Consider the following 15181-nt stretch of genomic DNA (forward strand, 5'->3'; position numbering starts at 1 on the left):
ATGATCTGCCCCGATTGCGCGCCGTCCGTTCCCGGGCGCATCAATCCGGAATTACTTATGAGGAAACAGTCAACACAGGGGCAGGAATCCTCCATGCAGCGCGCCGTGGCTCTGTGGCGCGAATATCTTCTCCCTTATAAAGGCACGCTGGTGTGGGCTGTGATGGGCGGCATGGTGGCCGCTGTCGCCAGCGGCTTTGGCGTTCCGGTGATTTTGCAGGAAATGTTTCCTGTGATCTTTGACGGAAAACCGCTCCCCCCGTGGGCGGAACGCGTCCTCCTGTGGTATGTGAAGCCGGAAAACCTGCCCTGGGTCACGGTGTGGGCCACGGCAGCCATGCTTCCGCTGGTGGTGGTGGTCAAAGGCGTGTCTTCCTTCATTAATGTCTACCTGCTCTCCAAGATAGGCCTGGGCGTTCTGGAAACGCTGCGGCTCAAGGTGTACCGTAAGTACCAGGATTTATCCCTGGCCTTTCATGACCGCCAGCAGAAGGGCGACCTGCTGAGCCGCCTGATGCAGGATACCCAGTTCCTCCAGGGGGGGCTGGTGCAGATTGCCAATGACCTGATTATCCAGCCCCTGACGCTTCTGGCCGCGCTGGGCTTCCTGATTTACCGGGCCTCCGTGAGCCAGCAATTCCTGATTCTGCTGGCGAACATGCTGCTGGTGGGCGTCTGCGTGATCCCCATCCGCTACATCGGCAAGAAAATGCTTGCCCGCGCGCGGGTGGTCCAGTCCAGCCAGGGGGACCTTTCCTCCACGCTTCAGGAAAACTTCTCCTCCCAGCGGGACATCCGCGCCTTTGAACTGGAACAGCAGCAGATCGGGCTGTTCAGGAGCAGGATTCACCGCTACATCCAGGCTTCCATCAGTGCGGTCAGGTGGCAGAGCCTGCTGACTCCCCTCATTGAATTCGTCAGCGCCATCGCCATGGGCGCCACCCTGTTTGTCGGCAACATGAACGGCATGAACATGGGGGACTTCGCCGCGCTGGCTACGGCCATGTATCTTTGCTATGAACCGGTCAAAAAGCTGGGGGCCGTCCACAACAAGGCGGAAACCCTGAACGCCGGGCTGGAACGCATCAACCATGTGCTGGACGCGCCGGACGACGTTCCGGAACCGGAGAACCCGAAGAGCCCGGAGGAATGGAAGGGGGAAGTGGAGTTCAGCAACGTGTGCTTCGGCTACCAGGAGGATGCCCCCGTCATGAAGAACATTGACATCCGCATTCCGGCGGGGCAGGTGGTGGCGTTGGTCGGTCCCAGCGGCGCCGGGAAAACGACGTTCATCAATCTTCTGTGCCGCTTTTACGACGTGCTCTCCGGCAGCGTGAAGGTGGACGGCATTGACGTGCGGGAAATGGGCAAGAAAGACCTGCTTTCCCACATTGCGCTGGTTTCCCAGTTCCCCGTGCTGTTCCGCGGGTCCGTGGCGGACAACATCCGCATAGGCCGTCCGGAGGCTTCCGATGCGGAGGTGGAAGAAGCCGGGCGCATGTCCGCCGTGGACAGCTTCATCAATGAAACGGGGGAAGGGTATGCCCGCATGATCGGGGAAATGGGGGAAGGGCTCTCCGGCGGACAGCGGCAGCGCGTTTCCCTGGCGAGGGCTTTTCTGAAAAACGCTCCCATCCTGGTGCTGGATGAAGCCACGGCTTCCCTGGACATGAAGAGCGAGGAGCTTATCCAGAAGGAAATTGAAAAACTGGCTTCCGGCCGCACGGCCTTCATCATTGCCCACCGGTTCAGCACCATCCGCATGGCGGACCGCATTCTGGTGCTGGAGAAGGGAAGCATCGTTGCGGATGGAACGCATGAGGAACTCATGGGTTCCTCCCCCCTGTACCGGGAACTTTACAACAAGCAGCAGATGGTTGCGGAAGAGGAAGGAGGCGCTTCATGTTAAGACAGTTTTTGGAATACGCGCGGTATTTGAAGCCGGTGATGAAGCTCTTCATCGCCGCGCTGGCCGCCGGGGCCCTGGCCGCCGCGGCCAGCGGGTTCGGCTTTCCGCTGATGATCGCCAAGGTGTTCCCGGTGGTGTTTGACAATACCCAGATTCCGCCGGAGTTTCAGGACATCCTGGCCCGCATGGTGGACCCGGAGCACATGCACATTGCCATCCTCGTGGCCGTCTGCTCCCTGCTGCCCCTGGTCTTCGCCATCCGGGGCATAGGCACGTTTTTCAACGTTTACTGGATCAGCATCGTCAGCATGAAGGTGCTGGAGGAAATCCGGCTGGACGCCTTTTCCAAGCTGCAGGCGCTGCCCCTCTCCTTCATAGACCGCCAGAAGCGGGGGGACCTGATCAGCCGCCTCATCAATGACGCTGCCAACGTGCAGGGGGGCCTGGTCATAGCGGCCAATGACATCATCAAGCAGCCGCTTACCCTGCTGACCGCCCTGGCGTTCCTGGTGTACAAGGTTTTTGTGGACCCGAATACGGCGGTGGTCCTGATGAACCTGGGGCTCATTGTCCTGGCGGTGTGGCCCATCCGCTTCTTTGGCCGCCGCGTGATGAAGAAGGCCAAGCAGGCTCAGGATGAGCTGGGCAATATCACGGCCGCTGCGCAGGAAAACCTGGCGTCCCAGCGTGAAATCCGTTCCTACGGCATGCAGGAGCAGCAGGTGGGCCTCTTCCTGGGGCTCATCCAGCGGTTCTTCCGGATCAACCTCAGAACGGTGAAGTACAGGCACTTCCTGGTGCCGGTGCTGGAAATGGTGACGGCGCTCGGCCTGGGCATCCTGCTGGTGAGGGGCCATGAAATGGGCATCACCAAGGCTGACTTCACGGCTCTGGCGGCGGCCTTGTTCATGTGTTACGACCCCCTCAAGCGCCTGGGCGTGACGCTGACCAACCTGAAAAGCGCGCACGCCTCCCTGGAACGCATCAACTACCTGCTGAAGGAGCCGGACACCATGCCGGAGGCCGCGGACCCCGTTTCGCTGGGGCGCGCCACCGGGCGTCTGGACTATGACGGCGTTTCCTTCTCCTATGACGGCGCGCGCAAGGTGCTGGACGGCATTGACGTTCATATCCGCCCCGGAGAAGTGGTGGGCCTGGTAGGCCCCAGCGGGGCCGGAAAAACCACGTTTGCCAGTCTTCTGCCCAGGTTTTACGACGTAAGTTCCGGCGCCCTGCGCCTGGACGGGGTGGATGTAAGAGATGCTTCCCTGCATGACGTGCGCAAGAACATCGCCTTCGTTTCCCAGCATCCCGTGCTGTTCCACGGCACCATCATGGAAAATATCCGGATGGGGCGGCAGGATGCCACGGATGAGGAAGTGATGGAAGCGGCCCGCGCCGCCGCCGCGGACGGCTTCATCATGGGCATGCCGGACGGCTACCAGACCATGCTTGGCGACGGAGGCAGCGGCTTGTCCGGCGGCCAGCGCCAGCGCGTGGCGATTGCCCGCGCCTTCCTGAAAGACGCCCCCATCCTGATTCTGGATGAGGCCACCGCCTCCCTGGACGCGGAGAGCGAGGCCCAGATCCAGCATGAGCTGGACCGCCTGGTGGAAGGGCGGACGGCCCTCATTGTGGCCCACCGCTTCAGTTCCATCCGCGTGGCCACGCGCATCCTGGTGTTTGAGGGCGGCCGCATCGTCGGAGACGGCACCCATGCGGAGCTTTACGCCTCCTGCCCGCTGTACCGGGAATTGTATGACCGCCAATCCCTTTAAACAGGGGGAGGCAGCGCGCGGAAGACTTTTTCCTGTATCTGGATTTGGGCTCCCATGGCGATTTTTTCTCAGGCCATGATGGAAAGAGCTATTGTCAAACAAGAGCCATGATGTACTATTCCGCCAGCATGAATACACTGGATGAATCCCTGACGAATGCCGTTAAAGAGGGGAAGCTTTTGGAGTCTTCCCTGACCAATATCCGCCTTCTTCTGGCCGGAACCAAATCCCCCATTGCGCGGGAGGCCGTAGAAGAACTGGCTTCCGCCGGGGACTGGGAGGAACTGAATGACCGTTTTTACAAAACCCTGGCTTTCGGCACGGGAGGGTTGCGGGGCCGCACCATCGGCAATATCGTGACGAAGGCGGAGGAAGGGAACGGCGGCGTGAACGGCCGTCCGGAATACCCCTGCGTGGGCACCGCCTGCATGAACTATTTCAATGTGGGGCGCGCCATGCGCGGCCTGATCATTTACGTGAAAAAGCATGTGGAAGCCACGGACCCGGGCAGGAAGCCCCGTCTGGTCATCGGCCATGACACCCGCCACTTCTCCCGCGACTTTGCGGAATTCTGCGCCAAAATCGGCACGGACCTGGGCTGTGACATCTATCTGTTTGACAGTCCCCGGGCCACCCCGGAAGTTTCCTTTGCCATCCGTGAACTGAACGCGGATTCCGGCGTGGTGCTTACCGCCAGCCACAACCCCTCCCATGACAACGGCTTCAAGGCCTACTTCAGCGACGGCTCCCAGCTTGTGCCTCCGCATGACAAGGCCGTGATTGCGGAAGTGAACTCCCTGACCTCTGAAGAATATGAACCGCTGCCGGAAAACCAGCGCGGCTCCCTCCATGTGCTGGGCGCCTCCTTTGACCGCGTATACATGGACCGCCTGAAAAGCGTGCTGCTCCGTCCGGAACTCTTCAGCAAGGGCGGCGCCAAAATCGTTTACTCCAACCTGCACGGCACGGGCGGCCACATCATCGTGCCCCTGCTGAAGGAACTGGGCTGCAACGTGCAAACCGTGGCGGCGCAGGACGTGCAGGACGGCCGCTTCCCGACAGTGGCCTCCCCCAACCCGGAAAATCCGCCGGCCCTGGCGCTTGCCATTGAACAGGCGGACGCCTCCGGCGCGGACATCGTCATCGCCACGGACCCGGACGCGGACCGCATGGGCGTGGCCGTGCGCGGGGAAGACGGAAAAATGCACCTGCTGACCGGCAACCAGATCGGCTCCCTGCTGGCATGGTACCGCTGCATGAGCATGTCTGACCTGGGCATCATCAATGACTCCAACCGTTCCCGCGCCGTAATGGTGAAAACCTTTGTGACGACGGGCCTCCAGGACGCCATCGGCCATCACTTCGGCTATGAAGTGGTCAACGTGCTCACGGGCTTCAAGTACATCGCCCAGAAGCTGGGCAAATATGAGGAAGCCATTCCGGCAGAAAAGCGGAAAGATTACCGGAAGATGAGTGAAGCGCAGACGCGCGCCCTGCGCCTGGAATACAGCCGCTACTTCGTCTTCGGCGGGGAGGAAAGCTACGGCTACCTGGCCCAGGACTTTGTGCGCGACAAGGACGCCAACTCCGCCGCCATCATCTTTGCGGAACTGGCGGCCTACGCGGAAAGCATCGGCAAGAGCCTGCTGGAACTGCTGCATGAACTCTTTGAAAAGTTCGGCATGTACTTGGAAATGGGCAAGTCCCTGGTCATGGAAGGCGCGGACGGCGCGGCAAAAATCGCCGCCCTGTCCGCCTCCTACTCCTCCAACCCTCCCACGGAAGTGGACGGCGTGGCCGTCAGCGGCATCCGGGACTTCTCCAAGGGAGACATGGTGGATGCGGAAGGCGATCCCATCCCCGCAGAAAAGATGATCTTTGTGGACCTGGCGGACGGGCGCAGCTTTGCGGTGCGCCCCTCCGGAACGGAACCCAAGATCAAATACTATCTCTTTGGCCACGGGAAACCGGGCGTTCCCGTGAAGGAAGCCCTGCCGTCCGTCCAGGCTTCCCTGGACTCTCTGTGGGCTGCTGTTGAGAAGGATGCCCGCGCCCGTTCCAACGGCTAAATGTTGTTGATTTCTTTCCCCCGTCTACCATGTAATGTGGACGGGGGAAATTTATTTTCTTGCCAAGGGGGCCGGAATTCCGCAGTTTATAATTCTTATGACATTTGCGGTCCACAAAACTCTCTCCGTGGCCGGTGCCCTTTTGGCCGGCCTTCTTCTCTCCTCCTGTTCCTCCACCTCCCAGCAAGTCGAAGCCCCGGCCCGGCTCCCCGCCTACCACTTTGTGCCGGGAAAAACGGCCGTGCTGCACAATGGGAAAGCCATTCCCCCCAGGAACGCCCCGGCACAGGTAAAGCGCGCCATTGCGGCCGCCAATTCCCTGGTTAACAAGCCCTACCGCCTGGGCGGCGGCCACAGGAAGCACTATGATTCCCACTATGACTGCTCCGGCAGCACCTCTTTTGTGCTGAAGGAAGCAGGGTTGCTCACCTCCACCCGCCACTCCAAGCTGTTCCTGAACTACGGGCAGAAAGGCGCCGGGGACTGGATCTCCGTCTATGCCAAGAACGGGCATGTCTTCATGGTCATCTGCGGCCTCCGGTTTGACACCACCGGAAGCGGCCGCCGCGGCGAAGGCCCCCGCTGGAGGGTGGACGGCCGCAATGCCCGGAACTTCCTGGTGCGCCACCCCACGGGTCTCTGAACCGGGCCTGCGCAACGGAAAACCGCGTTTTTTGCGTATGTTCGCGCAGGCTTTCTTGAACAATGGAAAGTAATGTGCTATCAGGTGCCAGGACGTTGATAGTTCCTTGACTTTCATGGCTAAGACAAAAATTCACGTAGGGCTTGAGATAGGAACAAGCAAGACTTGCATGGTCGTGGGCGAAGTAAAGCCTGATGCGACCGTGACGATCATCGGCGTGGGTGAAGTTCCTAGCGAGGGAGTGGTCCGCGGCGAGATTGAAGACACCTCCAAGGTCATCCAGTGCATTTATGATGCCTGGAACATGGCCCAGGACCATGCGGACGTGGACATCATGACCGTCTACCTGTCCGTGACCGGGGCCCACATTGTGGGGCAGAACAACCGCGGCACCTTCCGCCTGCCTCCGGATGAAAGCATCATCTCCCAGGAGCACATGGATGAGGTGACGGAAATCGCCCGTGACATCGCCCTGGGGCCGGAACAATTCGTCCTGCACCGCGTGCCGGGCCTCTTCTCCGTGGACGGGCAGGAAAACCTGACCAACCCCGCCGGGCTGACCGGCAGGACGCTGGACATAGACTGCCACATCATCCACGGCATCAAATCCCGCATCACCAACTCCTTCCGCTGCGTGCGGGAAGTGCCCCTGGACATTGCGGATGTGGTCTTCGCCCCCATCGCCACGGCCCAGTTCGTGCTCAACAGGCAGGTCAAGCAGGCGGGCGCCCTCCTCATTGACATGGGGGCGGGCACCACGGACTACGTCCTTTACCTGGACGGCCAGCTGGTGGCCTCCGGCTGCGTGCCCCTGGGCGGCGACCATATTTCCAATGACATCACGCTGATGACCGGCATACCGCTGGCGCAGGCGGAACTGCTCAAAAAGACGGAGGGGGACGCCAACAGCTTTTCCGGAAAGACCAATGAAATGGTGCGCGTGCGCGGGGAAGGGAACATGAAGGACGCCGCCATTGAGCGCAACGTGCTGAATGAAATCATCCGCTCCCGCCTGCTGGAAATCTTTAACCTGGTCAAATCCTCCCTGCCCAAGGACACCTTCAAGGGAAACCGCTGTCACGGCGTTTACCTGTGCGGGGGCGCCAGCCTGATGCGCGGCGTGGGGGAACTGGCCTCCCACGTGTTTGGCGTGGCGATCAGCCGCCCCACACTGGTCAAAAACGGCGCTCCTTCCTACCTGGATGACCCGCGTTACTGCACGGCCATAGGCCTGATACGGTATGCCCAGATTCTGGATGCCGAACTGCCGCAGCAGCGGAGCTGGCTGGGGCGCGTGCTGGGCCTCTTCGGCAGGAAGAACTCCTGATCAATCTCCACCCCAATCAAAAAACCATGCTGGACTTTTCTCCCCAGGCCCCGTCCGGACTATCCGGAAAAATCTGCCTGTGCGGCATCGGCTCCGCAGGAACCAAGGTGATGGAGGAAGCATTGCTGCTGGCTCCGCAGGAGGCTTCCGTGTGCGCCATGAACCTGGACGCCCGCCTGCTGAACGCCTCCGCCGTTCCGTGCAAGGTCCATCTGGGGGCCAGACTGACCCGGGGGCTGGGTTCCGGCGGGGATGCCTCCGTAGGGGCGCAGGCTGCCTGTGAAAGTGAATCATCCATCCTCCGCGCGCTGGAAGGCAGCGCGCTGACCGTCCTTGCTGCCGGGCTGGGAGGCGGAACGGGGTCCGGCGTGGCGCCGGAAGTGGCGCGGCTGGCCAAGGAGCAGGGCTCCTACGTCGTCAGCGTCGTCATCCGCCCCTTCCGGTTTGAAGGGGACAGGCGCGCCGCCCAGGCGGATGAAGCCCTGTCCCGGCTGGCCTTGTATTCCGACATGGTCCTGCGGTTTGACAATGACGCCATGGAAAACCTCATTGACCCTGACAAGGGAGTGCTGGAAGCCTTTTCCGTGGTCAATGCCCTCATAGCCCGCGCCGTGCTCATCGTGCCGTCCCTGCTGAACTCTTCCGGAAGCCTGCTCCGCGTGGGCCTGGATGACCTGCTCCGCGTAGCCGGAACGGGGAAGGGAATTTGCTCCTTCGGCGTAGGGGAAGCGTCCTCGGACGCTTCCACGGCGGACATGCTGGACCAGGTCCGGCACTCTCCCCTTTTCCTGGAAAAACGTCTGGGGGAAGTGGATGACGTTCTGGTGCTGGTGCGCGGCGGCAGTTCCCTGACCCTGCATCGCCTGGAAGCCCTGGCGGGCGGAGTGGCGGAAATCCTGGGGAATGGAGTGCGCCTCCATATCGGCGCCTCCGTGGCTGAACAGCCGGAAGACCGCCTGTCCCTGACCGTGCTGGGCGTGGTGCCCGCAGAGGAACCGGCGGCTTCTCCCGCGCCTGCTCCCGTTCCCCGTCAGGAACCAGCGGCTCCGGCGGTGCTTGTACCGGAAGAAGAACCTTTTATCGGAGCGGGGAAAACCCTCATTCAGCCTGTTGCTCCTGTCGCCGCCCCTGAACCGGAATGGCGTCCGGAGCCGGAACCTCCCGTTTCCCCCGTCGTCAGGAGGGATGACCGTGAACTGGAAGAAGAGCTGGTGCCCGTCCGGCCTGTGCCGACCGTGCCGGACGCGGAGGAAACGCCTTCGGAATCTGCTCCTGTTGCGGAAGCATCCGGAGCGGATGAGGAGCCGGAAGAAGAACTGCTCCCTGTTCCGGACATCAAGGCGCTGGAAGAAGGCACTCCTCCGGACGAAGGAGAGGAAGAACGCGCGGGACACGGACTGTTTGCGCGGGTGCGCCCCCTCATTCTGGACGGGGAAGACCTGGACCTGCCTCCGGCGCTGCGGAAAAAGAAACCGGAGCCGAGCTAATGCCCTCCCCCCGTACGTCCACGGTGTGGTTTTGGGCGCTGGTTGCCGCCGCCCTTTTGTATGTGGCTTTGGTCAGTTGGTGGAGTCCCTTTACTTCTGACACGTACCATCATGCCCTGACGGGCATGGAGCACCGTTTCTCCTTCAGCCTGGTCTGGGAACGCTGTGCGGCGTCCTACATGACCTGGAACCCCAGAATTGGGGAATACCTGGCGTTTGCCGTGGCTACGGCGGGCAAATGGCTCTTCCTTTTGCTCAACCCCTTTGTGCAGGTCGGCCTTGCGCTGATGATGTTTTATCTGGCCGCCGGGCGCAGGGTGGACCCCCGTTCCTGGCCGGACGTGCGGCTCTTCGGATTGGCTCTGCTCCTGCTCTTCACCTGTACGGCCCGGCCCGGCGTCACCATTTACTGGCTCTCCGGGGCCACCAACTATTCCTGGGCTGCCGCTCTCTGGCTGGGCTTCCTGTGCCTGTACCGCGGCCTGCTGGAAAAAGGGGAAAACGGAATAAAAGGAGAACGCGGGAAAAACGGCTGGGGAAAATGGCCCGCTGTGCTGGCGCTGGGTTTCCTGGCGGGCATGACCAATGAAAACAACATTCCGGGCACCTGGCTCCTGCTGGGGGCCTTGTTCGTCTTCGTCCGCCTGGTCCGGAAAAGAAAACTTCCGCTGTGGTCTTATGCGGGGTTGGCGGCGCAGGTGGCGGGTTCCCTGTGCATGCTGCTGGCTCCCGGCGTTTCCGCCCGGATGAACTCCGTCACGCCCGGCTGCGCGGAACCGCTCTCCGGCGTGTGGGACAGGCTGGAAGCCGTTCCCGCGCTTCTGCTCCGGATGCATGAATACCTGGCCCTGCCTCTGCTGCTGGGCGCGGCTGCCGCCTGGGTACTCTGGAAATGTTTCCGCAGGGACCGGAACTCCCTCCGTCCATGGAAAATTCAGGTTGGAACGGCTGCGGCATACATTTTGACGGCATACGCCATGGCTCTCTCTTTTGCCGCTGCCGTTGTTCCGGCAGACCATGCCATGTTCTCCGCTACCCTGCTGTTCGGCATCGGGGTGCTGGTTCTCCTTCACGCCTGGTACGGCATCCCCTGCGCCGTGCCGCGGCCCCGTATCTTTACAGCCATTTTTCTCGTCCTATCCGGACTGTGTGTTCTTTCCACCCTTCACGACCATCTGCTCCTGTTCCGCCAGCATGAAAAGCGCGTCCGCCTGATTCTGGAGCAGAAAAAGGCGGGCGTTCTGGAAGTCGTTGTTCCGTCCCTGGAGCCCCCCTCCTCCTGGTGCTCCTTCATCTTCTGGGTGGACCTGTCCCAAAACCCGGATGACTACGTCAACCGTGGCGCCGCCATGTATTATGGGATTAAGAATATCCGCACATTTCATGCAGGATGTGACGGGAAATCTCTTCCATAAAATTGACGGACGATTCATTCCAATCTGTGCATCCCGTGTGGGATGCGACGCATGGGCGCGGTGATCCTCATCCGGGAGAACAGGTTTCAATCCACGCATCCCGTGTGGGATGCGACCCGGGAAAAATTCCCGCACATTTTCAATCTGTAAGTTTCAATCCACGCATCCCGTGTGGGATGCGACCATGGTTGTTTTCCGTGGCTGCGGAGCTTACAAGGTTTCAATCCACGCATCCCGTGTGGGATGCGACCTCCCACGGCGGGAGAAGCGGCAGGCGCCCAGGCGTTTCAATCCACGCATCCCGTGTGGGATGCGACCGTTCTAGGCCCCTTCTAGCGTGCCAAAAATCGGGTTTCAATCCACGCATCCCGTGTGGGATGCGACCGCCGCATTTTACCTTGTGTCTGAATGGGTTGCGTTTCAATCCACGCATCCCGTGTGGGATGCGACGTTAAAAATGCAAAGTGATGCACCTAAACGCATAGTTTCAATCCACGCATCCCGTGTGGGATGCGACCGAGATAACCACGTTCCTGCGGGGAGCGGTCCTCGTTTCAATCCACGCATCCCGTGTGGGATGCGACCTGTGCCGGGGATGCTGTAAATCCTGCGGATGGGTTTCAATCCACGCATCCCGTGTGGGATGCGACGCTATTCAAGTGCAGGAATTGCGCTCATTAGAAAGTTTCAATCCACGCATCCCGTGTGGGATGCGACATCAGCGCCATCGTGCCATCCGCCAGCACAAAGGTTTCAATCCACGCATCCCGTGTGGGATGCGACCGTGCATTAAGGTAGAGGCATTTGCCCCTACAGTGTTTCAATCCACGCATCCCGTGTGGGATGCGACTGACGGGGTAGACCGCCGTAATGGTGGACGTGGAGTTTCAATCCACGCATCCCGTGTGGGATGCGACCGTTCACGAGCCTGGCGCTGGCCAAGCTGGCGGCGTTTCAATCCACGCATCCCGTGTGGGATGCGACTCCAAAACGGGGTGGAAAGTTGGGCCATGCTCTGGTTTCAATCCACGCATCCCGTGTGGGATGCGACTTTGAAACTAATCCAAAGCCAATGTACGACCGTGGTTTCAATCCACGCATCCCGTGTGGGATGCGACCAGGCGTACTTAAAAAGATCAGTATTGATCATATGTTTCAATCCACGCATCCCGTGTGGGATGCGACTCCCCGGCTAAAGCTCTTTTTTCAAACAACAACAGTTTCAATCCACGCATCCCGTGTGGGATGCGACCCTCCGGGATGACCTCAACCACAGGGAATTTGATGTTTCAATCCACGCATCCCGTGTGGGATGCGACGAAGACGTTCACGATTGACGCCCCCGGCGTGGCGGTTTCAATCCACGCATCCCGTGTGGGATGCGACCGGACCTGATGACGCGGCCGAGTGGTGGCAGGGGTTTCAATCCACGCATCCCGTGTGGGATGCGACACAATCTTACATTGGTGCAAGAGACTCGCATGGAGTTTCAATCCACGCATCCCGTGTGGGATGCGACGGATAGGTCATTTCAAAATCAGGGTAGAAAATTTGTTTCAATCCACGCATCCCGTGTGGGATGCGACGGCTTGGAAGTTAACAGTTGATGGTTAGAGGTGCAGTTGCCGTTTTCCGCCAACCTGTTTGCCATGCTGTTATTTTCAAGTCCGTAGTTTTTATTCCAATGATGTCAATGTACGTTAACCAAGGCTTTATGCAGATCGCCGGTCTCCCGGGAATTTTCTGTGAGCTTGGGGTTGGCGCAAGCAGGGGGAAGGAGGCAGCATTCGCCCTCATTTGCCTGCTGGCCGCGTCAGGTTCAAGTTTATCCGGAATGGCTGAAGGAATCCAGTTTCCTTTCCCGTCTGGAGTTGGTGCCGCGTAGATTCCGGTTTTCAATTCATCGGAATCCCGTAGGAGTGCAGTTTTTTGAATTCGCTGCTTTTGGGGCCTTCGTCGGTAACGCCGTTGTTGGGGGCGGCGTAGGTGTCCAGAGTCATGGAGTCCGGGTAGACGGTCAGGATGTAGTAGGCCGTGATGCCGGAGCGGTATTGCAGGGTTTTTACCCGTGATTTTGCGGGAAGAAGGAACGGGGCAGGGAGCACCTTGTTGCCCGCAGGCGCGCAGATGAGGGAGGTGAGGGTGTTTTTCCCGTCCGGGGATGTGATCATGTACAGGTCATGCGCGTGCAGGTGCCCGGTGACGACGAAGCGGACGCCCGCTTCCCGCAGGTTGCGGTAAAAGGCGTTCTGGTGTTCCGCCGCGCTGTCATTGTAGCGGCCCCACAGGCATTCCCGGAATTGCATGGGCGTTTGCAGGGTGCGGTGGGTGAAGACCAGGCAATGGCGCGGCACGGTGTTGGCCTTGCTCCTGTTCTTTTTGACCCACGCGCTGAAGTCCACCATCTGGTCCGGGGTCAGGTCAACATCCATGAAGTACAGGGAGGCGTTTTTATGGCGGATGCCGTAGTTCAGCTTTCTGGTGGCCAGCCCCCTGGCTCCCTGTTTGCGGGTGGGCAGGAAGAGTTCCCTGAATTGTTTTGCGCGGAGGGGGATGGATTCATGATTGCCCCGCACGGCATAGAATGGGATGCCTTTTTCCTCCAGCATCTTGTTGAGTTCCTTGCGTTTGGCGAGTCCGTTGACGGGGGCGCTTCCTTCAATGTCCGCCATGTCTCCCACCTGGATGACCATGTCCACCTGGTGTTTCAGGATTTCCCCGTACAGGGTTTTGATGAAGTTGACGGCTACCCCTTCGCTTCCCGCCATGCGCTCGGGGGAGTCATGCGTGTCGCCGATGATGGCGATTCGCCATGGGGCCGGTTCCTTCCCCTGCACCGTTTGAACAGAAAGATAAGAAATAGCGCAAGATATTTCATGGCACCCCGTTTTTACCGCCCGTTTGCTTTTCCTGCCAGCAAATTATGCCTGCGGCGTAAAAACACTGCGCGGAGCTTCTCTTTTTCTTTCCGGGGGATGGCAGTTCCGGCCCGGCCCGGAAGAAGCCCGTGTTTGTTAAAGTAATTGGAGAAGTCCGCCGTTTACCGGAAGGAACACCATCCGCCCGTAAAAACGCGCTTGCGTTTCTTTTCCGTCAAAAAAAGAAACTTGGCGGCGCGGGGGAAGAAGGGAAAAGCCAGGCATTGAGTGTTCAATGCCTGGCTTTTGATGAAGTCTGCGGCTCCTGCCGGAGCCCGTTATCAGTGGACTTGCAGGGCTTTGGCCTGTTCTTCCGTAAGCTCCACGCACTGCCAGGGGAGGCCGCGCTTGTTGAGCTCGTCCATGAAGGGGTCCGGATCGTTCTGCTCCATGTTGAAGACGCCCGCGCCGGACCATTTGCCCGTGAGGATCATTTCCGCGCCAATCATGGCCGGAACCCCTGTGGTGTAGGAGATGGCCTGGGAGCCTACTTCTTCAAAGCATTTTTCGTGGTCGCAGATGTTGTAGATGTAGACGGCCTTGAATTTGCCGTCTTTTACGCCGGTGATGACGTTGCCGATGCAGGTTTTCCCCTTCGTCGTCTTGCCCAGGTCCCCGGGGTCCGGCAGCACGGCTTTCAGGAATTGCAGGGGGATGATTTCCACGCCGTTGTACATGACCGGGTCAATGCGGGTCATGCCCACGTTCTGGAGCACTTCCAGATGCTTGAGGTAGTTCGGGGAGAAGGACATCCAGAATTGCGCCCTGCGGATGGTGGGGATGTGCTTGACCAGGCTTTCCATTTCCTCATGGTACATGCGGTAGATTTCATAGGTGCCCACTTCCTGCGGGCACGTGAAGCTCTGGTGCATGCTCATGGGGGCGGTTTCCCGGAAGGCGCCGTTTTCCCAGTGGCGGCAGGGGGCCGTCACTTCCCGGATGTTGATTTCCGGGTTGAAGTTGGTGGCGAAGGCCTTGCCGTGGTTGCCGCCGTTCACGTCAATGATGTCCAGCGTATGGATTTCATCAAAGTGGTGCTTGAGCGCCCACGCCGTGAAGACGTTGGTGACGCCGGGGTCAAAGCCGGAGCCCAGCAGGGCGAAGAGCCCCGCCTTGCGGAATTTGTCCTGGTACGCCCATTGCCAGGAGTATTCGAATTTGGCTACGTCCCGGGGTTCATAGTTGGCGGTGTCCAGATAGTTGACGCCGGTTTCCAGGCAGGCGTCCATCAGGGTGAGATCCTGGTAGGGAAGGGCCACGTTGATCAGTAGTTGCGGCTTCACTTCCCGGATGAGGGCCACGGTGGCGGGAACGTCGTCCGCATCCACGGCGTGGGTGGTGATGCTGACGCCCGTTCTGGCGCGCACGTCGTCCGCAATGGCGTCACATTTGCTTTTCGTGCGGGAGGCCAGATGAATGTTCTGAAAGATTTCCGGCAGCTGGGCGCATTTGTTGGCTACCACATGTCCTACGCCGCCTGCTCCAATGATTAAAACCGTGTTCATGATATGCCCAGTACATAAGTGAAAACACGCTGAAAGGCAATCACGGATTTGGTACGGTAATGACACTGGCCGCCCAAGGTGCAGCGGATTTTTTCCTGGGGAGGCGCGCGCCGTTTTTCCTGTGAAGACGC

General features: G+C 59.9%; 9 protein-coding genes and 1 CRISPR repeat array. Of the genes, 7 read left to right on the top strand and 2 right to left on the bottom strand.

Annotation, left to right across the window (positions count from 1 at the left end; genetic code table 11):
• Positions 1–57: 57 nt before the first annotated feature.
• From HHJ06_RS09095 to HHJ06_RS09125, 7 genes are all read left to right on the top strand, one after another.
• Positions 58–1908 carry an ABC transporter ATP-binding protein gene (locus tag HHJ06_RS09095; protein WP_215429023.1) on the top strand — a complete coding sequence of 617 codons (1851 nt, stop codon included), beginning with the start codon at positions 58–60 and terminating at the stop codon, positions 1906–1908.
• On the top strand, positions 1902–3686 hold the full coding sequence (locus HHJ06_RS09100; RefSeq protein ID WP_215429024.1) for an ABC transporter ATP-binding protein: 1785 nt from the start codon (positions 1902–1904) through the stop codon (positions 3684–3686). The genes HHJ06_RS09095 and HHJ06_RS09100 overlap by 7 nt, the downstream gene beginning before the upstream one ends.
• A gap of 107 nt (positions 3687–3793) precedes the next feature.
• Positions 3794–5755 (top strand): phospho-sugar mutase, encoded by a 1962-nt coding sequence (locus tag HHJ06_RS09105; RefSeq protein WP_215429025.1) that lies wholly within the window; start codon positions 3794–3796, stop codon positions 5753–5755.
• Positions 5756–5852: 97 nt separating this feature from the next.
• Entirely contained in the window at positions 5853–6398 is a 546-nt protein-coding gene (locus HHJ06_RS09110; protein ID WP_102713949.1) for a hypothetical protein, read from the top strand.
• Positions 6399–6513: 115 nt separating this feature from the next.
• Positions 6514–7725, top strand: coding sequence for a cell division protein FtsA (gene ftsA / locus HHJ06_RS09115; protein ID WP_102713795.1), 1212 nt, complete (start codon positions 6514–6516; stop codon positions 7723–7725).
• A 26-nt stretch (positions 7726–7751) separates the two neighbouring features.
• Positions 7752–9212, top strand: a complete 1461-nt coding sequence (locus tag HHJ06_RS09120; RefSeq protein WP_215429026.1) for a cell division protein FtsZ — start codon at positions 7752–7754, stop codon at positions 9210–9212.
• A complete protein-coding gene (locus HHJ06_RS09125) occupies positions 9212–10627 on the top strand; it encodes a DUF6056 family protein (RefSeq protein WP_215429027.1) in 1416 nt (471 codons plus the stop codon). The genes HHJ06_RS09120 and HHJ06_RS09125 overlap by 1 nt, the downstream gene beginning before the upstream one ends.
• Positions 10628–10643: 16 nt before the next feature.
• Positions 10644–12213: direct repeats of the CRISPR family, unit length 33 nt; unit sequence GTTTCAATCCACGCATCCCGTGTGGGATGCGAC.
• Between the two features lie 309 nt (positions 12214–12522).
• Here HHJ06_RS09125 and HHJ06_RS09130 read toward each other — a convergent pair.
• Positions 12523–13464 carry a metallophosphoesterase family protein gene (locus HHJ06_RS09130; protein WP_215429028.1) on the bottom strand — a complete coding sequence of 314 codons (942 nt, stop codon included), beginning with the start codon at positions 13462–13464 and terminating at the stop codon, positions 12523–12525.
• Positions 13465–13826: 362 nt separating this feature from the next.
• Positions 13827–15050 (bottom strand): saccharopine dehydrogenase family protein, encoded by a 1224-nt coding sequence (locus HHJ06_RS09135; RefSeq protein ID WP_215429029.1) that lies wholly within the window; start codon positions 15048–15050, stop codon positions 13827–13829.
• Positions 15051–15181 lie beyond the last annotated feature (131 nt).

The organism is Akkermansia muciniphila (assembly GCF_018709685.1).
GTDB classification, from domain to species: domain Bacteria; phylum Verrucomicrobiota; class Verrucomicrobiia; order Verrucomicrobiales; family Akkermansiaceae; genus Akkermansia; species Akkermansia muciniphila_E.